This is a genomic window from Phycicoccus jejuensis (assembly GCF_044797865.1).
GTDB classification, from domain to species: domain Bacteria; phylum Actinomycetota; class Actinomycetes; order Actinomycetales; family Dermatophilaceae; genus Phycicoccus; species Phycicoccus jejuensis.
Genome location: NZ_CP085209.1, coordinates 3593373 through 3617494 on the forward strand (window position 1 = coordinate 3593373; position 24122 = coordinate 3617494).

Below are 24122 nucleotides of genomic sequence, written 5' to 3' on the forward strand. Positions count from 1 at the left end.
AGATCAGGTGAGGTAGAAGTCCTCTGATCCTCGGGGGCCTCGACCCCTTCCCCCGGCAACGACCCGCTCAGCGCGCCGCGGCCTCACCCACGCTCAACCGTGAAGAGCCGGCAAAGTGTTGGGCCGCCGGCCAAGAACGATACCTGGTGACAGACCCGACCCGTAATGAAGGCGGAGGCTCGGCGCCGCACGAAGCGCAACCATCTACGTGCGGGGTTCCGGAGGAGGAGCGACCTCAGAACGGCGACCGCATGCGCGGGAGGATTCCAGCGAAGGGACCACCCAAAGGACCACATGAGGCGACTGGCGTCAGTGTGCCCACTGCGCTCAACGGGATCGCAATCCGCACACTAGCGAAGCCTTTGGGCGACCAGCAAGATGCCTCGAGGTCTAGGGACAGCTAGAGAACGCATCCTACCGAGGGCAAGGCATCACGATTCGAAACGAGAGCGGACGCGCCCTTTCGGTGGTGGCGCCGGGCAGGGTCGCTTACTCCAACTCCTGCTTTTCGATGGGGTTTCGCAGCTTGTACGAACGCCCGCGCAACTTCACCCTCTTGCCCGAAGTGCGACGGATTTCGGCGCCGCTTTTGGGCTTCCGCTGAGCGGACATCCCCACCAAGACCGCGTCTGCGGTCTTGAGGGCCTCAGGCGATGCATTCTTGAATGAGCGTGCATCAACTGGCTCAGGGCTTTCCCAATAGCCCGAACCAGTACCGTATGTAGTCGACACCGACCGCAACTCCTTCTTGGAGAATGCTGTGATTATACTCTGCCTAATCAACCAAGTCAAATACCTGTCCGCCCGTGTCGTCCCTTGATTGCTCGACACGGCGCAGGAATGAGCCATAGGTCATGCTGCGAAAGGCCCACGCGCCTGCCAGTACCACCGACACCAGGATTGACGCACCGGTTAGGGCGATCCATCCACCTGTACTTCCGAAGAGAACATATCCCGAGAAGGCGTATACACGCGCGTATCCGAGTGCCGATATCGCGGCAATCGTTGATAGGCATGCTGTGGCGTACCCGCCGACACGGGCGAGCATCACACCACCAATCGGCCCGGAGCCTAAACTGAGGCCGACTATCGAGCCGGCGACAAAAGGGAAAGCGAGCAACACTGCTAGCAGGTCTCCCCTCGGATTCTTTCCGCTTGAGACAACGGCGCCGCCTGCCACGATCAAGACCGTGCTTGCGAACGAGGCCACGGCCGCTGCACCGATTGATCCGGGAGGGCGCTCAAAGAAGCCAGCCTGCACACGGAGGTGGTCCAAGTTTATCTGCGGCGTTCCTCCACGGATGTACAGATGTAAATACCTTTGTCCCCGACGACGTCGAAAGCGTCTGTAATCCGCGTGACGATTCGGCCCATGAAGATCGAGATCGGTTGCCGTGAAGCTGGCAGTGTCTGACGAGGGGCGCAGGCTTTGAAAGGTCTGTCGCGATAAGTAAGTGCCCGGGACGCCAAACAACTCCAGGTGGTAGCTACGGCACCGTGCAGCATTAGCGAGGTAGTGCACGAATGCCGCCGGGGTAGTTCCAGCTATCGCGCGTAGTAGTGCGACGAATGGCCCCACATCCCTCGTCTTTATGACCTCGCGGACCGGAGGCGTAATCAAGTCTTGGATGAATCGGTGCTTCTCCTCTACAAGAGCAGAGGTCCCCCCTTGCGGAATCCACACAACATGTGAGTAGTTAAATGTCAGATGATCTAGGAGCAACTCAATCGTGGTTCTAAAAGCATCGTCGGGGACATAGTTGCTGAGTCGCAACTTGAGTGCCTCTAAGTCTGCGACTGTTGATTCAACAATAGGCGACGAAACGAGATCAAAGAGTGCCGGCCGAATCTCCCCACAGTATCGCTCGATGTCAGCGCCCCCATCTGAGGCCAACTTGTCTATCGCACTGATGGCCAGGGCTGAGGATGCCGTCTGCGAGAGAACTGGGGCAGCCGTGTGATTGACCATCACGTCCAAAGCGTCTACCAAGATTCCCTTTTGATGGAACAGAACAGGATAGAAGAACCCTTCTGCACTGATTGGGGTGACGGTGTGTACCGATGTGACCTCAAGCGCTCGAGTGAGGGGCGTAACCACCTCGCGGATTCGGTCCGTGAAGATTGATGGACTAAGTAGGCACCTGGCGAAGGTGAGATCCGAGGTCTCGTTCGACTCTTGGTACGGTGGACAGATTGCGAGGCTAGACCCGGTGGCGCTAGTCCTGACCGAGGATTTGCTCGCGGAAGAGAGTCCCAGCTCAACTAGGCGTGCTCGACAGTAGAGCAAGAAGATTGCGGAGGGCAGCAACGCCGCCAGAAGTGTCCGGGTGATCGCCGCCTTTGCGTCAGTTGGGTCTGATAACAGTGCCACGGCGTACGGCACAGCCAAACTAAAGAGCAAGACGATCAGCACGGCGTTAGCCGATAGTCGACGCGACCCCCGGTGACCAGCCTCCATCGCTCCCCCTCCAAGGCCTACAACGGGGGCCATTCTGCCAGCGGCAGCACCCCGCCACCGGAGAATCGAGCAGTCAGCCGGACCCGCGAAACGGCGACGCCCTCTGCAGGTGGCGCAATCACCTCCGCGTTGCGCTATCAGTGGAGCCGCTCACCGGCCCCCAGCGTCACACGCCCGTTGGGTGACCAGGGCCCCGTTCTGGCCAGTCGCGGCAGCAGCTTCGATGGAATGCGTCTCCTCGCCGCGCGTGGGCGGCGCCCCGCGGCTCTCGCTCATCGGCGAGGCCGGGGGCGCCTTGTCAGCCCGGGAGCTGTCTGAGTCGCCGGTGCCAAGCATCAGGCATTTACCCGCGGACGTCTGCACCCACCGGTCTCCCGAGTAGACCTCCCGGCACTGGATGCTTCACAGCGCCGCCAGGCGCCCTCCACCTGGGCACTTCGTCCCGTGCGGCCAACCAGATGCGTCCCTTCCAGTTGAGGTACTCGATGCCGAGGTCGCTCCGTTCTCCTTCTGCCAGTGGTGCCCTTCCAGCAAGCCCTCTGGGGGCTGGCGCTTCTGGGACGTCAGCGGATGCACTATCCATCGAGCATGGCCGGGGGCTACTTCGACACCATTTGCACTTCTATTGCGGAAGGCTGAGAGCCCCCATCGGCGGGAATCGACAAGGCTCCACAGCGTGTCGTGCCGGTGCGGGAAGATCGTGTTGTGTCCACGAGTGCAGCACCCTCCCGCCATGAGTGGCTGGCATCGGCGCTCCCAGCCATCTTTGGGGAGGAGCCTGACTCGTCTGACCCGTGGCCCGGCTTGTTGGACGTCCTGGCGAAGTTCCGAGCACTTGTCAGCGAGGTTTGGCTGGAAGCAGTCCGCGGTGCGGAGGAGGTCGGTGGAGTTGGCGACGGACTCCTCCCTGTTCCGCCCGATTCCACTGCCGTTCCTGCGGACCTTGTAGATGAGCATGGGTCGCCGATGCGGGTTGTGTTGATGGGCCGCACGATGGCCGGGAAGTCCTCCGTGCTCACCGCGCTGTCCGGCTCCCACCACGACCGGATCGGTGACGGTCGGCAGCGCTTCTCCCGAGACATCTTCGGAGCCACTACGTCAGTGTCTGAACACATCGAGGTAGTTGACACTCCGGGCGTCGGAGCCCACGGCGGCGCCGACGACACGGAGATGGCCCTGGGAGCTGCACTCGGTGCTGATGTCATTCTGTGGGTCAACAGCAGCGACTCGATCCAGCACGAGTCCGCGGCAGCTTTGCGGCTTCTCGGAGTGATCGGCAAACCCATCATCGTTGTACTCAACTGCCGTCAGGCCCTCGAAGGCGTCGGCAGACTCAACCTCCTGCGCTTCCCGGATCGAGTCTTCGGGGGCAAGGACGGCCTCCTCGACGAGATTCGGCGGCACATGGCCGCGTCCGGGGTTAAGCCCCTCGACGTCGTCTATGTGCACGCGCTTGCCGCAGCTGAAGCACTGGCGGCTGACGATGTCGACGACCAGCTTCACGCCGCCAGCCGTATCGATGACCTCACGGATGCACTGCTGCGCGAGCATGACGCGCATCGCGAGAGTCGACGAGCTCTTCGCCTCGTCGACCAGACCCGCCAAGAAGCCGAAGAACTCGCGCGGGCACTCCACTCGGGATCGTCAACCCTTCGCGCCCAGGCAGAGCGTGATCGCGGCATGGCGACCGACATGCACCAGCGTCTCCATCGCCTGGTGCGTACTACGGGCGAAGGAATGGAGTCAGACGTGGAGGCCGCAGTGGGCCGTCGCCGCGACTGGCACCTCACCGTGACTGACTTCGGAACGACTCTCCAGTCGGACTGGGCTGATGCCCTAACCGCGCTTCAGGACGAGCTGGGGAGGACACTGGAACTTCGGCTGACCGCTCTGGCTGAGGAGATCAAGTCCACGATCGACCAGACCGACGCTGAGTGGTCGAACGTGTCGCTGGACCAGTTCAAGCTGCGAGGCCTCTCAGGCTTCGATGCCGTCTGGGGCAACCGACTTGCCCGTGCAGGAGTCGGCGCGGGTGGCTCGCTGCTGGGATTCGGAGGCGGCGCATGGCTCGGCGCCCAGATCGGCGGAGCCATCGGATTGGTTGGCGGTCCCGCGGCACTTCTGACTGCCGGAGTTGGCGTCGTCGTGGGGGGCATCGTTGGATTGGCCGCGGGGCGAATCAAGGGTCTCGTCGACCACATCTTCTTGGGCAAGGATGGCGTCCTGCGCAAGCGCCGGGACGAAGTGGCACAGCAGGTCGGGCCGATACTCGACGACCTGGCACAGGAGTACCGAACCGCGATCACCGCTCAGCTGAACGACCTTCGTGACGCTCTGGCGCGCGAACATGAGCGAAGCGAAGAGCAGGCCGCCGCGCTTGAGCACGTGGCGTCGGCCTGGACGACCGCTTGCCAGAACCTGCGCTCGCTCCTGCGCGAGATCGACAGGGAGACTACCTCTGGTCTGCTTCGTATCAACCGGCGTGAGCGCCTTGCCGCGTCGGTGATTCGGGCGACACGTGTGCCGGGCGTCTGCATCTTCGCCGAGTTCGACGAGTCGGGGTTCTGGGAGTCTTGGCTCTTCCCGCCCGATCTCGGTGAACCCCTCGCGGGAGGGAAGACCCCAGCCCCAGGAGCAGAGGCCGCCAATGCTCTCGCATACGCCCTCAGCTTGGTCGACGCTCCCATGCATCTCATCAGGGCGGATGGTGAATCTGCCCACTTGAGGATCGACGCCGATATCCCTTCCTCAATCGCTCAAACCTGGTCGGAAGCGCTTGAGGTGCACATCGGCAGGCATATTCAGATCGAGACAACATGAAGGACCAAGAGCCAATGACCCGCAACCTCTTCAAGAAGTCCTCGGCGACCGCGCGCGGCTTGGGTGACGAACTCCGCAGCATCCTCGACGACCTCGACCCAGCCGTGGGTGAACCGCTGCTGAGCCGGCTTTCAGTCGACGCCCACCCCACGCCGCTCTTGGTGTTCACCGGTTATCACAGCGCAGGAAAGTCGACGCTAATCGAAGCGCTTACTAACCGTGCCTTCAACATCCCGATCGGCTCTGGCGTTACAACCGACGCCGTCACGGAGTACGACTGGGACGGCGACGTCCGACTGGTTGACACTCCTGGTGTCCGTGCCGATCGTCCGGACCACGACGAACTGGCGGAGCGCGCTCTACAAGCGGCCGACCTGGTCCTCTTCGCGGTCCCGGTCGAACTCTTCGATGACACACTAGTGGCGCACCTCCGAGACGTCCTCGGACGACTTGCGAAGTCACGTCAAACGCTCATCGTTGTGACCAAGGCGGGGACAATGGAGGCTGCTCCGGGCCATCGGGAGGCAGCAATCGAGAAGGCGCTCGGCTCGTTCGAACAGGTCCCGTGGGTTGAGTGTGACGCTCAGTACTACCTCGACGGCCTTGACTTGGCAGAGGTCGCTCCCGACGACTCAGCTGCCTTCATCGAGGCGTCCGGATTGGCAAAAGTTGCTGACCTCATCAACAGCTTCGCCAGCCATCAAGGCGAGTTGGGCAGGCTGAGTCAGCCCCTGCAGCTTGTAGTTGCGATCTCGCTCGAAGCATCTGCATCGCTCACAGACGACCCCAACGAGCGGGCCGCGCTGACGGTGCTCGCACGACAGCGTTCTGCGCTCTCCAAGAAGCGCATTCATCTTGCTGACCTCTTGGAATCCCGGTCTGCCCAGTTCCGCTCGGACGCGGTTCGAGCCGCCACAGAGTTCGCCGATGGCATCGAGCGCAACGAGCAGGCCGGTGAGCTTTCGGAAGCGATGCTGGAGGGTCACATGGCGACCCTCAATGAGAACCTAGGCACTGCCCTAGAACGTTTCGAGGGTGCTGTAAAGCAAGTGCTGGAAGTCCAGTTCGATGACCTCGCCTCGGAGGTGATGGCGATCGAAGAGAGCCCCTACGGACGCCTAGCAGTCCAGCTCGGCGAGCTCGAGACCACCAGTTTCGACGGGCGCGACGTCAAGGTCCGGCCAGGCAGCGCTCCTGCGACCGCGGCCCCAACCTGGACGGGCGATCTGTCCAAGTACCTAAAACAGTTCAACAAGTTCTGGGGTGCTGGGGATGGGGTGAAGGCCGCAGCAGGCAGCAACGGTCACCAAGTCGTCCTCAAGGTCGGCCATGCTTTCGGCAAGAAGTTCAAGCCATGGGAGGCCGTCAAGACCGCAAACACAATCGGCAAGGTTGCGAAAGTTGGCGGTGTCGCCATCGCTGTCGGCTTGGAGGCGTACAGCGTCTTTGCTGAAGAGCGAGCCGCAGTGAAGGCGGAGCGGGCTCGCGCAGAGCGTCGTCGAAACATTACCCAAGAGGTCTTGGCTCAGGCTGACTCAATCATCGCAGATGCTCTCCAAGCGGTACGCGACGACTTAGACGCCGTCTTCAAACCCGAGTTCCAACGCATCGACGCGATGGCTACAGAGATACATGGTGCACGCTCGAAGCGGTCTGACCTTCGCGATCGCTTGACGTCGATCCAAGAACGGGCGGGTTCCGCCCTCGCCATCCTCGCGTCGTCAGCGACAACTGCCTGACCGCTGATTGACGTGGACGCTTCATGTTCGTCAAGCCGGTGAGGTACGTCCGCCAAACCGTGTTCTGCCCTGTGCCTCAGGAGCCGTGAACAGTTCGCTGACGCCGGTGATGGGCTTCCCCGAGCTCATGAATCTTCGCAGCCGCTCAGCCGATACGAAGCCATGCCTGAATCAAGTTGGCACGAAGGTCTGGTGGGTCTCCGAAGCCAGCGACCTGACCGCCGGCGAGTGAATGACCTGTAAGTCTTCGTCTCGGCTGGCCTGGGGCTGGCTGGCAGGGTTGGCGTCGGTCACCCGGTGCGCGTTGTGACTCCTGAATCGCCTGACCCCCCTTGGGGGTGTCATGCCTGGGATCTGTCCAGCGTGCGCTGGGTGCCGGCGCCGACCCTGGCCCACAACGATGGCTTGATCAGAAGCATGTCCACCAACGGGATTGCCGTCCCGGTGGTGTGACTCATTACAGGCCCGCCTCGTCGTGACTTCTCACCCGGGCTGACGCCGGCAACGACGTCCAACCCGAACAAGTGAGGAGAACATCGCATGCCCAGTCTGCCGGTCACGGTGGCTGAGACCTACCGCTACGTCGTAGGGGTCGACACCCACGCCGCAACCCACAGCTACGCCGTCGTCGATGACCGCGGGGCACTGCTCGACCAAGCCACCTTCCCGACCTCCCCGGCCGGGCTGCGTCGCGCGAGGGACTGGATCGGTCGCCGCACCCAAGGTGATCTCGACTCGGTGCTGATCGCCGCCGAAGGAACTGGCTCCTACGGGGCTGTTCTCAGCGACGTCCTGTCTGATGCGGGCTACCGCGTGGTCGAAGCACCAACCCCTCGGCGCGAACGTGGCCGCGGGAAGACCGACGCTCTTGACGCTGTCCTCGCTGCCCGTGCCAGCTTGGTCATGCCGCTGGCCTCGCTACGTGATCGCCGCGCCGGTCAAGCGCACACCGCGCTGCGGGTCCTCACCGTCGCCCGTGAGCACCTCAACGTCGAGCGGACCAGGTGCATCAACGCACTGACCTCGATGCTGCGCAGTCACGACCTCGGCGTCGATGCCCGAAAGTCTCTGACTTCCCAGCAGGTCACCACCATCGCTGGATGGCGACGTCGCGAGGAAGGGATCGGGACGGCGACCGCCCGCGCTGAGGCAGTCCGACTGGCCAAGCGCGTGCTCGTGCTCGATGAGGAGCTGTTCGAGAACCGTCAGCGACTGACCGAGATCGTCACCGCCGAGGCGCCCGAGCTCCTCGAATTGCGCGGCGTAGGCGCCGTCACCGCAGCCATCATCCTGACCGTCTGGTCCCACCCTGGACGCATCCGTAGCGAAGCGGCCTTCGCCGCGATCGCCGGCACTGCACCAATCCCCGCCTCGTCCGGCAACACCGTGCGTCACCGCCTCAACCGCGGCGGCGACCGCCGGCTCAACCGGGCACTGAACACCATCGTGCTGACCCGCATGCGAACTGACCCAGACACCCGGGCCTACGTCCAACGGCGCCTGGCCGAGGGCAAGACCAGCAAGGAAATCCGACGCTGCCTCAAGCGCTACGTCGGACGGCAGATCTTCCGCACCCTCGCCGCGACCCACCCAGGACCAGAAGTGCTCGCGCCAGCTGCTTGACACGACATAGAAGCATCCCAGACACTCCTGCCCTGGCCACCTGCGACGCTCCTATGCTTCGTCAAGCGGCCGCGGCCCCGTTTTCGAGGAGGCGGTAGAGGTCGCGTGCGACGTAGCGGGTGAGGCAGCGTTTGATCTCGCGGCTGGTCCTGCCTTCGGCGGTTCGGCGGGCGACGTAGTCGCGAGTGGCTGCTGGTACTGGATTAGGATCCGGACCACGGTGTGCAGTGCCTGGTTCAGGTGCCGGTCGCCGTAGCGGTTGAGCCGATGCCGGGTGGTGACCTGGCCGCTGTTGGCCGGGATGGGTGCCACGCCGGCGAGCATCGCGAAGGCGGCCTCGGAGTGGATCCGGCCGGGGTGGGACCAGGCGCACAACACCGTTGCAGCCACGATCGGCCCGACCCCGAACTCCTCGAGCAGATCAGGACGCCAGCCACGGATGATGGCCACAATCGCCTTCTGGTGGGCACGTGCTTCGTTCAATAGCGCGTGCACGCGACGCGCCAACGCCCGCAGCGCCACCACGGTGCTGGTGGTCTCGGTGTCCCAGGACGAGTGCACTCGTTGGTGCGCGGCGGTGTTGAGCATCGCGGCCACCTTCTGACCGCGGAACCGGGCTCGGATGGGTTCGGGTCCGGCGATCACCAAGCTGAACACCTGCAGCTGGGCGTCGGTGGAGGCGTTGATCGCGGAACGGCGTGCAGCCAACAGCACTGACAGTGCTTGGCGTTCGCCTCCGCTGCGTGGTGTTCCCAGCCGGGGTCGAGCCATGGCTTCGCGCGCGGCGCGGATCGCATCGAGGGGATCGGACTTCGCGCCGTTGCGGCGCGCGGCCCGCTTCGGTCGGTCCAGCTCGATGACGATCTCCGAGCTCGCGAGCAGGTGGCGACTCAGGCCGGCGCCGTGGCCGCTGGTCCCTTCGATCGCCCAGGCTCGCAACGTCGCATGCTGGTTGGCGAACTCCACCAGCTCGGCGTAGCCCTCGCCTGTCGCCTCGACGGTGACCTGACCCAGGACCCCACCGGTCGCGGTGTCCACAACGGCCGCGGAGTGGGTGTGGACGTGGGTGTCGACACCGATGACGACATCGACCACTTCGCGTAGATCGGTCAGACTGTCCATGCGTTCTCTCCTTCTCCGGACGGGACGTGGTTCCGGTCCGGGACGAAGGTTCGGCAGGACTGTGATGAGACGCGCCCGGCGCCGCTAACGCCGGGTGGTCAAGCGCCTGATCAGGCCAGCACCTTCCGCCGGGCCGGGGCCGGCAACCGCGGGCGGACAAGTCGCAGCAAAGGCACTGAGCCAGTCTCAGCGTGGGTCACACCCGCGGCCACCAACTCACAGCCCACCACCAGCAGGCCGCGAAGGCGATCCTCACAGTCTCAGCGCCGCGAGTGGAGCACTTCATCCGTCGCTGAACTCACACGTCGTACCGAACCTCTATCTCCGGACCCAGTTCTCGCGCAAGATCTCTGGAGAGGAGGCGCCCGTGGCGACGCCATGCTTCGTAGCGATCTCGCTCCTTGATGCGGAAGTCGGGGCCAAGCTGATCCTCCCAATCCCTGGCCCACTCTCGGAGATCGCGGCGGAGTCGGTCACTGATGCTCAACTGGTCGAGGTCGACCATGCCCTCCGAGCCCCAAACGGGATCGGCCGTGTAGTCCGGGTACACGCGGAGCACCTGACGCATGGCGCCAGTCTGCCGTCATCCCCGCCTTCTGACATCCGTCGTCACCCCTGTCCGGGACGTGCCACTGCCCTGGGCTGGCCGCGTCACAGCGCCGCCAGCTCCCCTCGATGAAGCCGGCACCTGAGGGAGTGGGGTCACCGCCGTGAAGCCTCCGCGTACGCCTCTGCCACAGCCGCGTTGAACTCCTGGAGGGAGCGCCCCCGTGTGGCCGCCGCTGGGATGGGACTGGGATGTGGCGCGTTGATCACGTGTATCCCGCGAGATCCCAACACGTCGTATGCGCTCGCCATCGAAGCTTGCGCCGGTCTACCCACGGCGAGCACGACCCGGACGTCCGGTGCAAGGTCAAGCAACTGCCGCAGGTACTCCATGCCACGGGCCACATCGGTGGATGTGACGGTCCGATTCCTCTTCCCATCGCCGACGTACCAAGGGACGGCATTCCAAGCCAGCCCAAAGGTGCGAGGCATGCCGCTTGCTTGATAGGACAACCAGACGTTCTTGGCCGTCCCGTCGTCGTTGTCGGCAGAGAGCATCCCCGAGCCAAGCGCGGCCGGGCCAGCGGGCGACTCCAACACGAACAGGACCCTGGCCTGGATCCCGCCAGAGTCGGGGTCCACGTAGGGCACGAAGACCGGGGGCGCACCGCTCGGGTGGGCCTGTGCCCATTCCTGAGCAATCTCCAGACGGATCCGGTCGACCAACTGGTTGATCGGCGCTACGTGGCCCTCCCACAGCCGTGCCTGCTTGGCAGCCAAGAACGCACTGTCCTTATGCCGTTTGGGTTCGGAGCTAAAGACCGACGGCAGGTCGACAGGTTCAGATGCGTCCGGCGGCGGACGGTCGGGACCAGTGGCAGCTTCGTGCTCTCGAAGCCGCTGGAGCACGGCGGTCCACTCCTCACCCAGGGTGCCGCCGCCACCGTGACGGTCCTCTCGGGTTAGGTAGAAGGCCCACCCCCTAAGGAGGTCCACACCGCACCAGTCCGGGACTCGACCTTGACGGCGGTAAACCTCCCGTGGTCCTTCGAGAACAGTTGCGAGCATCTCAGGGCCCGTCGCCAGGCGTCGGTACGCGTCATAACTGTGAGCCCACCGCACCTGCGCGTCCGTCGCCGAATCAGGCATTCATCACTCCTCGAGGTCGGCAGTGACCAACGCAAAGCCGCTCTCGTCCCCGGCTCGTCAGTCCGGTTCAGACGGTACTGCTCAGGCTTGCGGCCGCGTCACCTGCAACGGGAAGGTGCATCACTTCGCCGCCTGCCGGCCTGGCCTTCCGTGACGCGCCTACCTGGGCGTCATTAGGGTCGGGGCCATGCCACTGTTCGCAGCCCTCCTTCGCGGCATTGCACCCAGCGGCACGAACATGACCAACGACAAGCTTCGCGGCGTCTTCGAAGGGCTTGGGTTCGAGGACGTCGCGTCCGTCGTGTCCAGCGGCAACATCGTCTTCCGAAGTAGCCCCGTGGACGCGCCCGACCTCGAGCAACGCATCGAGCAAGCCCTGGCCCTCGAGCTCGGCATCTCGAGCCGAAGCCTCTTGCGCTCCTACTCGGAACTGCGCGCGTTGGTCGACAGCGATCCCTTCCCGGGCCTGACTCACCAGTCCACGACCTATCTGACGGCTACGTTCATCAAGGACCCCTCGGCCCCCGACGTCGTCGCCGACCAACTGGATCCGGGCGCCACGGTCGTCCGCTACGACCCAGCCGCTCGCGCCATCCTTGCTATCACGGACAACAGTCAGCCCGAGCGAGCCCGGCGCTTCATGCTCTGGTTAGAAGCGTCCCACGGGAACGGCATCACCACCCGCAGCTGGCTCACGGTCGAACGAATCATCAAGAAGCTGGAGACGGTAGCCAAGCGCTGACTCCGCCGCCAACAGGGATGCGGCGGCGACGACCCCGCAGCGCTGTGAATCACAGATGCGCACCGTGACCACCTTCCCAGCAGCTGACCGCTGCGGTAGATACGACGCTCCTATCCTTCGTCAAGTCACCGTGGCCGTGTTTCGAGGAGCCGATAGAGGTCGCGGGCAACGTAGCGGGCGAGGCAGCGTTTGATCTCTCGGTTGGTCTTGCCTTGGGCAGTTCGGCGTGCGACGTAGTCGCGGGTGGCTGGCTGGTACTGGATCCGGCTCGCGACCACTGTGTGAAGTGCGTTGTTGAGCTGGCGGTCGCCGTAACGGTTGAGCCGATGACGGGTGGTGACTTGGCCGCTGTTCGCCGGGATCGGTGCCACGCCGGCGAGCATCGCGAATGCCGCCTCGGAGTGGATCCGGCCGGGGTGGGACCAGGCGCACAACACCGTCGCGGCCACGATCGGGCCGACGCCGAACTCCTCGAGCAAGTCGGGACGCCAGCTGCGGATGATGGCCACCATCGCCTTCTGAAGCTCGCGTGCCTCCTTCAGCATCGCGTGCGCCCGACGAGCCAAGGTCCGCAGCGCCACCACCGTGCTGGTCGTCTCGACGTCCCACGATGACTGGACACGCAGCTTGGCGGCGGTGTTGAGCATCGCGGCAAGCTTCTGGCCGCGGAACCTGACCCGGATGGATTCGGGTGCTGCGATGACCAGGCTGAAGACCTGCTGCTGGGCCTCGGTGGAGGCATCGACCGCGAAGCGGCGTGCAGCCAAGAGCACTGACAGTGCTTGGCGTTCGCCCCCGGTGCGGGGAGTTCCCAACCGCGGTCGGGCCATCGCCTCCCGCGCAGCGCGGATCGCATCAAGCGGATCAGACTTCGCGCCGTTGCGACGTGCAGCTCGCTTCGGACGGTCCAACTCGATGACGATCTCCGAGCGCTCCACCAGGTGGCGGCTCAGACCGGCACCGTGACCGCTGGTCCCCTCGATCGCCCAGTCTCGCAACACCGGGTGGTTGTTGGCGAACTCCACCAGCTCGGCGTAGCCCTGCGCTGTCGCATCGACGGGACCTCGCCGAGGACACCACCGGTCGCAGCATCGACCACGGCCGCGGAATGGGTGTGGACGTGCGTGTCGACGCCGATGACGACATCGACCACCTCACGCAGATCGGTCAGACTGTCCATGCGTTCTCTCCTTCTCCGGACGGGACGTGGTTCCGGTCCGGGATGGAGGCTCGGCAGGACTGTGATGAGACACGCCCGGCGACGCTAACGCCAGGTGGTCAAGCTCCTGATCAGGCCAGCTCCTCCAACCGGGCCGGGGCCGGTGACCACGACCGGACAGGTCGCAATAAGGCACAAAGGCCAGTCTCTTCGGGGGTCACACCCGCGGTCACCAACCACAGCCCAGCACCTTCAGGCTGCGCTGGCGATCCTCACAGTCTCTTCGCCGCCCAAGGGTCACCTCATGGGCGGATCACATGGCCGCAGCGGGGTCCGGACATAGGCCCTCAGAACGGGCAGATCGAGCACATCGCGCTGAACTTCTTGCGGACTGTGTGCGGACTGCGAGGGGTCGTACCCACTCTGACCTGCGCAAACGCGTCTATTCAGACGTTGAAGCGGAACTCGACGACGTCGCCGTCCTGCATGACGTAGTCCTTGCCCTCCATGCGCGCCTTGCCGGCGGCCTTCGCGGCGGCCATCGAGCCGAGCTCGTCGAGGTCGGAGAACGACACGATCTCGGCCTTGATGAAGCCGCGCTGGAAGTCGGTGTGGATGACCCCGGCGGCCTGCGGCGCGGTCCAGCCCTGGCGGATGGTCCAGGCGCGCGACTCCTTCGGGCCGGCGGTCAGGTAGGTCTGCAGGCCGAGGGTGTGGAAGCCGACCCGCGCGAGCTGGTCCAGGCCGGACTCCTCGGCGCCGAAGGACTCGAGCATCTCCTGGGCGTCCTCGGGGGACATCTCCATGAGGTCCATCTCGAGCTTGGCGTTGAGGAAGACCGCCTCGGCCGGCGCGACGAGGGCCGCGAGCCGGGCGTGAAGGTCGGTGTCGCCGAGCTGGTCCTCGTCGAGGTTGAAGACGTAGATGAACGGCTTGGTCGTCAGCAGCCCGAGGCCGGCGGCCATCCCGAGGTCGACGCCAGCGGCGGCCCCGTGCGCGTAGAGGGTCTTGCCCTCCTCGAGCACCTTCTGGGCCGCCAGCGCGTTCTCGAGGAGCGGCTTGGACTCCTTCTTGATCCGCGCCTCCTTCTCGAGACGGGCGACGGCCTTCTCGAGGGTCTGGAGGTCGGCGAGGACGAGCTCGGTGTGGATGGTCTCCATGTCCGACTCGGGCGAGACCTGGCCGTCGACGTGCACGACGTCGCCGTCCTCGAAGGCGCGGACGACCTGGCAGATGGCGTCGGCCTCACGGATGTTGGCGAGGAACTTGTTGCCCAGCCCCTCCCCCTCGGACGCGCCGCGGACGATGCCGGCGATGTCGACGAAGGAGACGGTGGCGGGGAGGATCTTCTCGCTGCCGAAGATCTCGGCCAGGCGCTGCAGGCGGGCGTCCGGGAGCGGGACGACGCCGACGTTGGGGTCGATCGTCGCGAACGGGTAGTTCGCCGCCAGGACGTCGTTCTTCGTCAGCGCGTTGAACATCGTCGACTTGCCGACGTTGGGGAGACCGACGATTCCGATGGTGAGTGCCACGGGACGAGGAGTCTACCGAGCCCCGGGCGTCGCCCCGACCGCCAGGGCCCGGCGCCCGGCCGGCGTCATCCGGCCCTGCGCCTCCAGCCGCTCCGCGATGCGGCGGTTGCGCTCGGACGTCGTCCCGCGCCCGCGTCGCGGGGTGAAGCGCTGGAGGTAGGACCGCTCGTCGTACCGGCGGCGGGTGCTCTCGCTCCACCCGAAGGCGATGCCGGCCTCGAGCAGCTCCTCGAAGGTGACGCTGCGCAGGCCCGACCGGGCCCGGGCCAGGCGCACCCAGCCTCCCGGATCGCTCTCGTGGTGGGCGGTGAGCCACGCCCAGAGAGCGTCGCGGTCGGGGAACTCGAGGACCGGCTCGGACGGGGTCATGACCCGACGGTAGGGCGACGCGGTGACAGCCGCCGCTCAGGCGGTGAGGGCGGAGACGAGGATGTAGCCGAGGATGCCGAGGCTCACGAGGACGAGCCCGCCGAGCAGCATCAGGGCGACGCGGTGCTCGCCGTTCACGTCGCTCCCCCGGCCGGCTCGCTGTTCTCGAGGTAGAGCGTCGTGCCGGGGGTCCATCCGGCGACGACCTCGAGCATCCGCGCGGTGTACGGGGCCACGTGCTCGGCCGCGGCCTCGGGCCGGACCCAGTGGGCGCCGGCGATCTCGCGGGGCAGGAAGCGGGCGGGGTCGAGCTCGCCCTCGAAGACGCCGAGGTCGAAGAGGAAGAGGTGGGCGTCGTCCCAGCCGCGCCACGGCGGCAGCCAGTTGACGGCGACGAGACCACCCACGGCGACCTCGAGCCCCAGCTCCTCGTCGACCTCGCGGGCGACGGTGAGGGCGGGCGGCTCCCCCGGGTCGACGACGCCGCCGGGCAGGTCCCACTCCTTCTTGTACGACAGCTCGCACAGGAGGACCTCGCCGGCCGGGTTGCGCAGCAGCCCCTGCGCGATGTTGCGCTTCTTGGGCAGCCGGGCGTTGAGGATGGCGATCCGCCGCAGGCGCTCGGCCTCGGTCTCCTCGCGTCGCGCCATGCCGTGACCCTACGCGAGCGCGGTGACGGCCCGGCCGCCGAGCCGCCGGACGAGCCGCTCGACGACGAAGGCCGCGTTGGCGTCCCGCACCTCTGCCGGGACCGGCGGGAGCAGGTCGTCCCAGACCACCATGAACGACCCGCGCAGCTGCGGCATCCGCGCGGGGCGGGCGACGAACCACACGTGGGCGTGGGCGCCACCGTCCCCGAGCCGCAGCACGTGGCAGCGGCCCACGGAGGGCAGCGCCTCGACGGCGCCGACGAGCGCCACCTGCAGGCGCCCCAGGGCCGCCGCGAGGTCGTCGCTCAGCGCATCGACGTCGAGGTGCTCGAGGGGCTCGGCGACGAGAACCAGCGGCGAGCCCGACGGCGGGGCGACCTTGACCCGCCAGCCCACCCCCTCCCAGACGGCGGCCCAGTCGCCGGTCGCGGCCGGACCCTCCATCGCCGCCTCGCGGCAGTGGCAGCCGCTCGGATCCTCGCCGCGTCGCGGCGGCTCGACGTCGACGAGGACGGGCCCGACCTTGGCCCGGAGGCCGTCGACCTCGAAGGGGAACACGTCCCACCCGAGGACCTCCTGGCCCCCGACCGGCAGGCGACCGTCGCGGTCCTGCGCGGCAACGACGCGGGCGGCGTACTCCTCGGCGCTCTCGGGCATGCCCGCGAGCCTAGGACGGCTCAGGCGGCGAGGGCCTTCTCGATGGCGCCGCGCAGCTTCTCGGGCTTGGTGCTGGAGCCGAACCGCTTGATCGGCGTGCCGTCGCGCCCGACGGGGAACTTCGTGAAGTTCCACTTGATCTTCTCGCTGCCGAGGCCGCCGCGTGCCTCGTGGCGCAGCCACCGGAAGAGCGGGTGGGCGTCGTCGCCGTTGACCTCGACCTTGGCGAACAGCGGGAAGGTCACGCCGTGGTTGACGCGGCAGAACTCGCCGATGTCCTCGGCGCTGCCCGGCTCCTGGCCGCCGAACTGGTTGCACGGGAAGCCGAGGACGACGAGGCCGCGGTCCTTGTACTCCTGCCAGAGCGCCTCGAGGCCGTCGTCCTGGGGCGTGACGCCGCACTGAGACGCGGTGTCGACCGGGTGGAGGTTCGGACTCGCGGCGCGCGGCGGATTGCCGGGCCTGTCGGAGGGCTCTGCCATGGTCCTCGCATGGACGGGATGACGTGGGGCGTGCTGGGGCTGGTCGTCGGCGCGGTCGTGGCGTGGCTGCTCGCGCGGCTCGTGCACCGGGCGGCGGTGGCGGGGATCGAGACCGAGCGCAACCTGCTGCGCGAGCGGGTGCTCGACCTCGAGACCTCGCTCGCCGAGGACATGGAGACCGCGGCCCTGCTGGCGCCGCTCAAGGACGCCCTGGTGCGCGTCGAGGAGCACGTGGGTGTCCTCGAGCGCGACCGGTCGCAGCAGTACGGCTCGCTGCGGGCGCTGCTCGGCCGGGTCGAGGCCGAGACGCAGGGCCTGGGCCGGGCCACCGCCTCGCTCGCCGGGTCGCTGCGCTCGTCGTCGGTGCGTGGCGCGTGGGGAGAGGTCCAGCTGCGCCGCGTCCTCGAGGCCTCGGGGATGCTCTCGCGCTGCGACTTCGAGGAGCAGGTCGGCGTCCTCGGGCCGCACGACCGGCAGGTCCGCCCCGACGTCGTCGTGCGCCTCCCCGGTGGCAAGTCGCTCGTCGTCGACGCCAAGGCGCCGATGACGCACTTCCTCGACGCGCAGGCCGAGGAGCTGACCGACGACGAGCGCACCGCGCTGCTGCGCCGGCACGCCGACGCCGTCGCGGGCCACGTCGCGACCCTGGCCGCCAAGGAGTACTGGGCCGCCTTCCGCGACGGCCCCGAGATGGTCGTCTGCTTCGTCCCGAGCGACGCGATGCTCGCCGCTGCTCTCGCCGCCCAGCCGGCGCTGCACGAGAAGGCGCTGGCTCGCCGGGTCGTGCTCGTCGGCCCGGCCTCGCTCATGGCCCTGCTGCGCACCGTGGCGTTCACGTGGCAGCAGGACGCCCTCTCGCAGAGCGCCCGTGAGCTGCTCGACCTCGGCCGCGAGCTCTACGGCCGGCTCGGCACGCTCGGCGCGCACACGGCCAAGGTCGGCCGTTCGCTCCAGTCGAGCGTCGAGGCGTACAACGCGATGGTCGGGGCGCTCGAGTCGCGCGTGCTCGTCACCGCCCGGCGGATGCGCGACCTCGAGGTCGTCACCGACGAGCTGTCCGTCCTCGAGCCGGTCCGCACCGGTCCGCGGCCGCTCACCGCGCAGGAGCTCATCGACGCCGTCACCGAGCCGGATGCGCGCCCGCAGCTGGTGCTCGACGAGGCGCGCCCCGACGACGGGGAGGGTCAGAGGTCGATCTCGTAGTGGTACGTCGTGGGGCCGCCCGGTCCCTCCGTGGCGTACAGCCCCTCGCTCTCGTAGAGGGCTCGGGCCGCGACGTCGTCGGCGCTCGTCGCGAGGTCGAGCAGGTCGCACCCGCGGGCGCGGGCCCGGTCGAGGCAGGCCCGCAGCAGGGCCCGCCCGAGGCCGTGGCCGCGGGCGGCCGGCGCCACCCAGAGCTCGGCGAGGTAGGCCTCGTCGCGCGTGCTCCAGAGCGCCGGGCGGTAGCGGACCACCGCCACCCCGAGCTCACCCGCGAGGAGCACGTCGGTGTCGCCGCGGCCGGTCAGCTCCGCGAGCCGCGCGGCGAGGGCGTCCGGGCCGGGCGACGGGTCGTCGTACTCGGTGTTGAACGCGTCGAGCAGCCGCCCGGCGAGGGCCAGCCCGGCGCTCGTCGTCGCGAGCTCGACCCGGTCGTCCACGGCGCGCCGGTCAGCGCAGGGCGCTGGTCTCGGCGAACGAGCCGTCGTGGCGCATCTTGTCCGACATGCCGGCGGCCTTGAGGTCGCGCCGGATCTCGTTCGGCAGCGCGAACATCAGCGACTCCTCGGCGGCGACGACCGGGCGGACGTCCTCGAAGCCCCGCGCCGCGAGGTAGTCGAGCACGCCGCGGACGAGGATCTCGGGCACGGACGCACCGGAGGTCACGCCGACGGTCGAGACGCCGTCGAGCCAGGACTCGTCGATCTCGTCCGCGTAGTCGACGAGGTGGCCGGCCCGCGTGCCGTGCTCGAGCGCGACCTCGACGAGGCGCACCGAGTTGGACGAGTTGCGGGAGCCGACGACGATCATCAGGTCGCAGTCGGCGGCCATCTGCTTGACCGCGAGCTGGCGGTTCTGCGTCGCGTAGCAGATGTCGTCGCTCGGCGGGTCCTGCAGCTTCGGGAAGCGCTCGCGCAGCCGGCGGACGGTCTCCATCGTCTCGTCGACCGAGAGCGTGGTCTGGCTGAGCCAGACGACCTTCTCGGGGTCGCGGACGGTGACGTTGTCGACGTCGTCCGGGCCGTCGACGAGCTGGATGTGCTCGGGCGCCTCGCCCGCGGTGCCGACGACCTCCTCGTGGCCCTCGTGGCCGATGAGGAGGATGTCGAAGTCGCTGTCGGCGAACCGGACGGCCTCACGGTGCACCTTGGTGACGAGCGGGCAGGTGGCGTCGATGGTGCGCAGGCTCAGCGCGCGCGCCTCCTCGTGGACGACCGGGGCCACGCCGTGCGCCGAGAAGACGACGGTCGCGCCCTCGGGCACCTCGTCGGTCTCGTCGACGAAGATCGCGCCACGCTGCTGCAGCGTCGTGACGACGTGCTTGTTGTGGACGATCTCCTTGCGGACGTAGACGGGGGCGCCGTAGAGGTCGAGGGCCTTCTCGACGGTGACGACGGCCCGGTCGACACCGGCGCAGTAGCCGCGGGGGGCCGCGAGGAGCACGCGCTTGGTCGTCTCAGCCATGTGTCCATCGTAGGTGGGGCCTTCGTCCGGGCCCGCATCGCGGGCGGACGGGCTGACGGTGCCGCCGCCTAGGGTGGCCCCCGTGAGCACCCCGGCGCGCGCACCCCTGCCCGAGCGGGCGGTCGACACCACGGCCGAGAACCCGTGGCCGGTCCGCCTGCTCTCGATGAAGATCGGCGAGTACGTCGAGAAGATGTCGGTCCTCTGGGTCGAGGGACAGGTCGTCCAGCTGACCCGGCGGCCCGGCGCGCGCACGGCGTTCCTCACCCTGCGCGACCCCGACGTCGACATGAGCCTTTCGTGCTCGGTCCACGTCAACGCCCTCGACGCGATGCCCGGTCCGCTCAGCGAGGGGGCCCGGGTCGTCCTCCAGGCCAAGCCGTCGTTCTGGAGCCAGCGCGGCTCCCTCGTCATGGACGCCCGCCAGATCCGGCCGGTCGGCGTCGGCGAGCTGCTGGCGCGTCTGGAGTACCTCAAGCGCCACCTCGGGCAGGAGGGCCTGTTCGACCGCGACCGCAAGCGCCCGTTGCCTTTCCTCCCCCGGCGCATCGGCCTCGTCTGCGGCCGGGCCAGCGCCGCCGAGAAGGACGTCGTCGAGAACACGCGGCGCCGCTGGCCGAGCGCACGGTTCGAGATCCGGCAGGTCGCGGTGCAGGGCACCAACGCGGTGGCGGAGGTGACCGCCGCCCTCGCCGAGCTCGACGCCCACCCCGAGGTCGACGTCGTCGTCATCGCCCGCGGGGGCGGGGGCGTCGAGGACCTCCTGCCGTTCTCCAACGAGACGATGCTGCGCGCCGTCGCCGCCGCGACCACCCCGGTCGTCAGCGCGATCGGGCACGACGTCGACACCCCGCTGCTCGACCTCGTCGCCGACCACCGCGCCTCCACCCCGACGGACGCCGCGAAGGCGATCGTCCCGGACGCCGTCGCCGAGCGGCGCGGGCTCGAGGTCGCCCGTGAGCGCGGGCACCGGGCCGTCGGCGGACGGCTGCACCACGAGCGGCGCCGCCTCGCCGAGCTCGCGAGCCGCCCGGTCCTCGCCGACAAGGGGGCGTTCCTGCGCTCACAGCGCGAGGTGGTCGAGGCGCTGCGCTCCCGCGCGCTGCACCGGGTCGAGGCCGGGCTGCACCGGCAGCGCGACCGGGTCGACCACCTCCGCGCGCAGGCCCGGGCGCTCTCACCGCAGTCGACGCTGGACCGCGGGTACGCGGTCGTGCAGCAGGTCGGCGGCGGCCTCGTCACCGACCCCGCCGACCTCGCACCCGACGAGCTGCTGCGGGTCCGTGTCGCCCGTGGGGACTTCGGGGTCCGCGTCGTCGGGTCCTGACACCGCGGTCGCCGGCAGCTCAGCCCGCGGCGAGCCCGGCGAGGTGGTGCCGGACGACCGCACGCACGCCCCGGTGGTCGGTGACCTCCGGCTGGAGCACGACGTGCAGCGCGAGGCCGTCGAGGAGGGCGTGCAGCCGGGTGGCCTCGGCCTCGTGGCGCGCGGGGTCGGCCGCCGGCAGCAGGGCGGCGACGACCCTGTCGACGAGGGAGCGGATGCCGAGGTGCGCCTGCGTCGACACCTCGGCGAGCCGCGGGGCGGTGCGGGCCAGGGTGACGAGCTCGAGCCAGACCGCGGCCTCGGCGCGCCGCTCGTCGTCGAGTGGCAGCACCTCCCCGCAGAGGTCGACGAGGTCGTCGAGGTCCGGGGCGTGGGCGGCGTCCCACCCGCCGACGCGGGCCGCCACCCGGGCCCCGACCCGGTCGGCGACGGCGTGCATCGCGAAGGCCACGAGGTCGTCCTGGCTTGCGGCCGTGTGCCGCATCGAGCCGACGGACAGGCCTGCCTGCGCCGCCACGGACCGGACGGACACCGCACCGATCCCGTCCCGGCGCACGACGGCCAGCAGCGCGTCGGCGATGAGCTGCCGGCGCGCCTCCTGGTCGACGACCCTGGGCACGGACCCTGTCTAGCAGCCCGGGGCGGCGGGTCCATCTATTTGGTACGGTCGTACCAACAAATCGGGAGGGACGCACTGTGCTCGTCGCCGTCATCGTCACCTGCGAGGTCCTGTTCTGGGTCCTCGTCCTCGCGGGGCTCGCCACGCGCTACCTGCTGCGCCGTCCCCAAGTCGGCGGGTGGCTGCTCGTCGCCGCGCCGCTCGTCGACCTCGTGCTGCTCGTCGCGACCGTGCTCGACCTGCGCGGCGGCGCCACCGCGACGACGGCGCACGCCCTCGCCGCCGTCTACCTCGGGGTCTCGGTGGGCTTCGGGCACTCGATGGTCCGCTGGGCCGACGAACGCTTCGCGCACCGGTTCGCGGGCAGCCCCGCCCCGGCCCCTCGCCCCCGCGCCGGACGGGCGCACGCGGCGCGCGAGCGCCGCGGCTTCCTGCGTCACCTCGTCGCGTACGCGGTGGGGGCGTCGCTCCTCGGGGTCGGCATCCTCGTCATCGGGGACGCGGCCCGGACGGAGGCGCTGCTCGGGACGCTGCGCCTCTGGTCGCTCGTCGTGGCGGTCGACGGGGTCATCAGCCTCAGCTACTCCGTGCGCCCTCGACCGGCGGGGGTCGGTGGGCGTCGGTAGTCTCGCGGCATGCCGAAGGACGCCCCCGCCCCCGACGCCGGCACCGGCGCGAACGCCGACGTCGCCGAGCTGGGGTACGAGCAGGCGCGGGACGAGCTGGTCGACATCGTCGCCCGGCTCGAGAGCGGGCAGGTCGGCATCGAGGAGAGCATGGTGCTGTGGGAGCGCGGCGAGGCGCTCGCGGCGCACTGCGGCCGCTGGCTCGACCAGGCCGAGCAGCGCGTCGCCGGCCCGCAGGACTGAGGCCCGCGGGCCGGCCCCCTCCGCCTCGGGTGACGCCGGCGACGCGTGTCAATCGGCGGTGCGCAGGCCGTAGGTCGTGACGACGTTGCCGGCCGAGGTCGCGGTGGACTCGAGCAGCTCGAGGCGCGTCACGGGCACGTCGTCCCCGAAGAGCCGCCGCCCGGCACCGACGACCGGGTGCGTGGTGAGCGTCAGCCGGTCGACCACCCCGCCGAGGAACAGCGAGCGAACGGTCTCGACGCCGCCGACGACCGCGATGTCGCCACCGTCGCCCTCGCGCAGGGCGCGGACGTGGTCCAGCGGGTCGCCGTCGATGCGGGTGCTGTTCCAGCCGAGGTCGTCCCCGAGCGTGCTCGAGACGACGTGCTTGCGGACCGGGTTGACGAACGCGGCGAAGGGGTCGCCCTCGGCGGCTGCGGGCCAGAACTCGGACCACTCCTGCCAGAGCTTGCGGCCGATCACGACGTCGGTGACGTTCGCCAGGGTGCGGCCCATCATCTCGCCCTCCTCGGGGCCGAAGTGGCCGAACTGCCACTGGTCGGGGGACTCGACGACGCCGTTGACGGCGTGGAAGAGGTGGGCGGTGACGAGGCGGGTCATGGGGTCCTCCGGTGGTCGTGCGGGTGGCGTGGATGCTGTCGCACGGATGGACCACCCCGCCACCGCGAACTCATCGCTCGGGCATGCGGCGACCGCAGGCCTGCCCGGTCGAGGCGGCCGGCCCCCGTCAGCACACCCTTCGGACAGTCACTGTCGTTCGCTCCCGATGGCGGAGCAACCGGGACGAACGGTCGCGCCTGACCGCTCATCCTGCGTGCGTCAGGGACGGGAGCGAACGACAGCGGCCGGACGTGCACACCAGGCCCGGACCCTTCCGCGCGCGGGCACCGGCGTGAGCGCGGACCTCGATCCGCGCCGGCTGCGTCAGCGCACCGGCTGGAGCGACTCGATGTACGTCTCCATGTCCTCGAAGGTCGCGGTGCCCGTGATGAGCGTCGCGAGCTCGCCCGACCCGGTCGGCGGGACGTACAGCAGGCTGTTCTGCACCTTGTTGTCGCGGACGAACTTCTCCCACGTGCGCCCCGCCACCTCGACCGTCCCCTCGCGCGGGGCCCGGTTGGTCTGCGCCGAGATCCACCCGCGGCTGGGGTCCTTCGTCTGCTCGACGGCGACGAACGTGCCGGACGGCGTCTGGTAGCCGACGTGCCAGGTCCGGAAGCCGTCGGTCACCGGCACGTACCGGACCGAGGTCGGCGACCAGCCGCTCGGCAGCCCCTCCGGCTCGACGATCGGCCAGCCCGAGGACGTCCGGATCTCCTGCGCCTTCGTCGCGACGTCGACGACGGGCCCCCCGACCCGGTCGACCCGCGGCACCATGAAGACCAGCACGAGCACCATCCCCAGCACCGCGAGCAGCGACAGGACGAGGTTCTTCGTCGACCCCATCGAGTAGCGGCTCTTCGGGGCGGTCGGGGTGCTCACTCCCCCATCGTCGCCGACGGGCGGCGCAGACGCCCAATCGGTGCCGACGATAGGGTTCGACACGCCGCCCTCGACCGTGCCGGCCACGGGCGGGCCCGTCAGCAGCCGCCAGA

General features: G+C 68.3%; 24 protein-coding genes. 9 read left to right on the plus strand and 15 right to left on the minus strand.

Annotated elements, in window-relative coordinates:
- Window positions 1–775: 775 nt before the first annotated feature.
- Window positions 776–2413 (minus strand): hypothetical protein, encoded by a 1638-nt coding sequence (locus LG324_RS17065; RefSeq protein ID WP_404349885.1) that lies wholly within the window; start codon window positions 2411–2413, stop codon window positions 776–778.
- A 1026-nt stretch (window positions 2414–3439) separates the two neighbouring features.
- Here LG324_RS17065 and LG324_RS17070 point away from each other — a divergent pair.
- The 4 genes from LG324_RS17070 to LG324_RS17085 all read left to right on the plus strand — a co-directional run bounded on the left by LG324_RS17070 (window position 3440) and on the right by LG324_RS17085 (window position 8640).
- A complete protein-coding gene (locus tag LG324_RS17070; RefSeq protein ID WP_404349887.1) occupies window positions 3440–5278 on the plus strand; it encodes a GTPase domain-containing protein in 1839 nt (612 codons plus the stop codon).
- Window positions 5279–5292: 14 nt separating this feature from the next.
- Window positions 5293–7017 (plus strand): GTPase, encoded by a 1725-nt coding sequence (locus tag LG324_RS17075; protein WP_404349890.1) that lies wholly within the window; start codon window positions 5293–5295, stop codon window positions 7015–7017.
- A gap of 85 nt (window positions 7018–7102) precedes the next feature.
- The gene (locus tag LG324_RS17080) at window positions 7103–7249 is read left to right on the plus strand and encodes a hypothetical protein (protein ID WP_404349893.1); all 147 of its coding nucleotides are present in this window, start codon (window positions 7103–7105) and stop codon (window positions 7247–7249) included.
- A 308-nt stretch (window positions 7250–7557) separates the two neighbouring features.
- Window positions 7558–8640 (plus strand): IS110 family transposase, encoded by a 1083-nt coding sequence (locus LG324_RS17085; RefSeq protein ID WP_192912052.1) that lies wholly within the window; start codon window positions 7558–7560, stop codon window positions 8638–8640.
- A gap of 51 nt (window positions 8641–8691) precedes the next feature.
- On the opposite strand, the gene LG324_RS17090 is transcribed toward LG324_RS17085, so the two are convergent.
- The 3 genes from LG324_RS17090 to LG324_RS17100 all read right to left on the minus strand — a co-directional run bounded on the left by LG324_RS17090 (window position 8692) and on the right by LG324_RS17100 (window position 11088).
- Complete coding sequence (locus tag LG324_RS17090) at window positions 8692–9762, minus strand: transposase (RefSeq protein WP_404349896.1); 1071 nt, start codon at window positions 9760–9762, stop codon at window positions 8692–8694.
- A gap of 298 nt (window positions 9763–10060) precedes the next feature.
- Window positions 10061–10330: a hypothetical protein gene (locus tag LG324_RS17095; RefSeq protein WP_404349898.1), complete on the minus strand. Its 270-nt coding sequence runs from the start codon at window positions 10328–10330 to the stop codon at window positions 10061–10063.
- A gap of 134 nt (window positions 10331–10464) precedes the next feature.
- A complete protein-coding gene (locus LG324_RS17100; RefSeq protein ID WP_404349900.1) occupies window positions 10465–11088 on the minus strand; it encodes a uracil-DNA glycosylase in 624 nt (207 codons plus the stop codon).
- 556 nt (window positions 11089–11644) lie between these two features.
- On the opposite strand from LG324_RS17100, the gene LG324_RS17105 reads away from it, so the two are divergent.
- Window positions 11645–12199 (plus strand): DUF1697 domain-containing protein, encoded by a 555-nt coding sequence (locus LG324_RS17105; RefSeq protein WP_404349903.1) that lies wholly within the window; start codon window positions 11645–11647, stop codon window positions 12197–12199.
- Between the two features lie 125 nt (window positions 12200–12324).
- Here the strand turns inward: LG324_RS17105 and LG324_RS17110 are convergent, their stop codons facing one another.
- The 6 genes from LG324_RS17110 to LG324_RS17135 form a co-directional block, all read right to left on the minus strand.
- Window positions 12325–13224, minus strand: coding sequence for a transposase (locus LG324_RS17110; protein WP_404349906.1), 900 nt, complete (start codon window positions 13222–13224; stop codon window positions 12325–12327).
- A 580-nt stretch (window positions 13225–13804) separates the two neighbouring features.
- On the minus strand, window positions 13805–14890 hold the full coding sequence (ychF, locus tag LG324_RS17115; RefSeq protein WP_404349908.1) for a redox-regulated ATPase YchF: 1086 nt from the start codon (window positions 14888–14890) through the stop codon (window positions 13805–13807).
- 12 nt (window positions 14891–14902) lie between these two features.
- On the minus strand, window positions 14903–15259 hold the full coding sequence (locus LG324_RS17120; RefSeq protein WP_030529505.1) for a YdeI family protein: 357 nt from the start codon (window positions 15257–15259) through the stop codon (window positions 14903–14905).
- Window positions 15260–15393: 134 nt separating this feature from the next.
- Window positions 15394–15909 carry an NUDIX hydrolase gene (locus tag LG324_RS17125; RefSeq protein ID WP_036830589.1) on the minus strand — a complete coding sequence of 172 codons (516 nt, stop codon included), beginning with the start codon at window positions 15907–15909 and terminating at the stop codon, window positions 15394–15396.
- Between the two features lie 9 nt (window positions 15910–15918).
- Window positions 15919–16566 carry a hypothetical protein gene (locus LG324_RS17130; protein ID WP_030529503.1) on the minus strand — a complete coding sequence of 216 codons (648 nt, stop codon included), beginning with the start codon at window positions 16564–16566 and terminating at the stop codon, window positions 15919–15921.
- A 20-nt stretch (window positions 16567–16586) separates the two neighbouring features.
- Window positions 16587–17048, minus strand: coding sequence for a glutathione peroxidase (locus LG324_RS17135; RefSeq protein WP_404349912.1), 462 nt, complete (start codon window positions 17046–17048; stop codon window positions 16587–16589).
- 9 nt (window positions 17049–17057) lie between these two features.
- On the opposite strand from LG324_RS17135, the gene LG324_RS17140 reads away from it, so the two are divergent.
- Window positions 17058–18251, plus strand: coding sequence for a DNA recombination protein RmuC (locus LG324_RS17140; RefSeq protein ID WP_404349915.1), 1194 nt, complete (start codon window positions 17058–17060; stop codon window positions 18249–18251).
- On the opposite strand, the gene LG324_RS17145 is transcribed toward LG324_RS17140, so the two are convergent.
- Together LG324_RS17145 and LG324_RS17150 are read right to left on the minus strand one after the other, a co-directional pair.
- A complete protein-coding gene (locus tag LG324_RS17145) occupies window positions 18233–18688 on the minus strand; it encodes a GNAT family N-acetyltransferase (protein ID WP_404349918.1) in 456 nt (151 codons plus the stop codon). The two genes, LG324_RS17140 and LG324_RS17145, sit on opposite strands and share 19 nt — an antisense overlap.
- 10 nt (window positions 18689–18698) lie before the next feature.
- Window positions 18699–19712, minus strand: a complete 1014-nt coding sequence (locus LG324_RS17150) for a 4-hydroxy-3-methylbut-2-enyl diphosphate reductase (protein ID WP_036830585.1) — start codon at window positions 19710–19712, stop codon at window positions 18699–18701.
- Window positions 19713–19794: 82 nt separating this feature from the next.
- On the opposite strand from LG324_RS17150, the gene xseA reads away from it, so the two are divergent.
- Entirely contained in the window at window positions 19795–21039 is a 1245-nt protein-coding gene (gene xseA / locus LG324_RS17155) for an exodeoxyribonuclease VII large subunit (RefSeq protein ID WP_404349921.1), read from the plus strand.
- Between the two features lie 19 nt (window positions 21040–21058).
- On the opposite strand, the gene LG324_RS17160 is transcribed toward xseA, so the two are convergent.
- Window positions 21059–21658 carry a TetR/AcrR family transcriptional regulator gene (locus LG324_RS17160; RefSeq protein ID WP_404349924.1) on the minus strand — a complete coding sequence of 200 codons (600 nt, stop codon included), beginning with the start codon at window positions 21656–21658 and terminating at the stop codon, window positions 21059–21061.
- Between the two features lie 77 nt (window positions 21659–21735).
- On the opposite strand from LG324_RS17160, the gene LG324_RS17165 reads away from it, so the two are divergent.
- Window positions 21736–22284, plus strand: a complete 549-nt coding sequence (locus tag LG324_RS17165) for a hypothetical protein (RefSeq protein ID WP_404349926.1) — start codon at window positions 21736–21738, stop codon at window positions 22282–22284.
- 9 nt (window positions 22285–22293) lie between these two features.
- On the plus strand, window positions 22294–22527 hold the full coding sequence (locus LG324_RS17170; RefSeq protein ID WP_030529496.1) for an exodeoxyribonuclease VII small subunit: 234 nt from the start codon (window positions 22294–22296) through the stop codon (window positions 22525–22527).
- 48 nt (window positions 22528–22575) lie between these two features.
- Here the strand turns inward: LG324_RS17170 and LG324_RS17175 are convergent, their stop codons facing one another.
- Both LG324_RS17175 and LG324_RS17180 read right to left on the minus strand, forming a co-directional pair.
- On the minus strand, window positions 22576–23127 hold the full coding sequence (locus LG324_RS17175) for a dihydrofolate reductase family protein (RefSeq protein WP_030529495.1): 552 nt from the start codon (window positions 23125–23127) through the stop codon (window positions 22576–22578).
- A gap of 324 nt (window positions 23128–23451) precedes the next feature.
- A complete protein-coding gene (locus tag LG324_RS17180; RefSeq protein ID WP_030529494.1) occupies window positions 23452–24009 on the minus strand; it encodes a DUF4245 domain-containing protein in 558 nt (185 codons plus the stop codon).
- Between the last annotated feature and the right edge of the window lie 113 nt (window positions 24010–24122).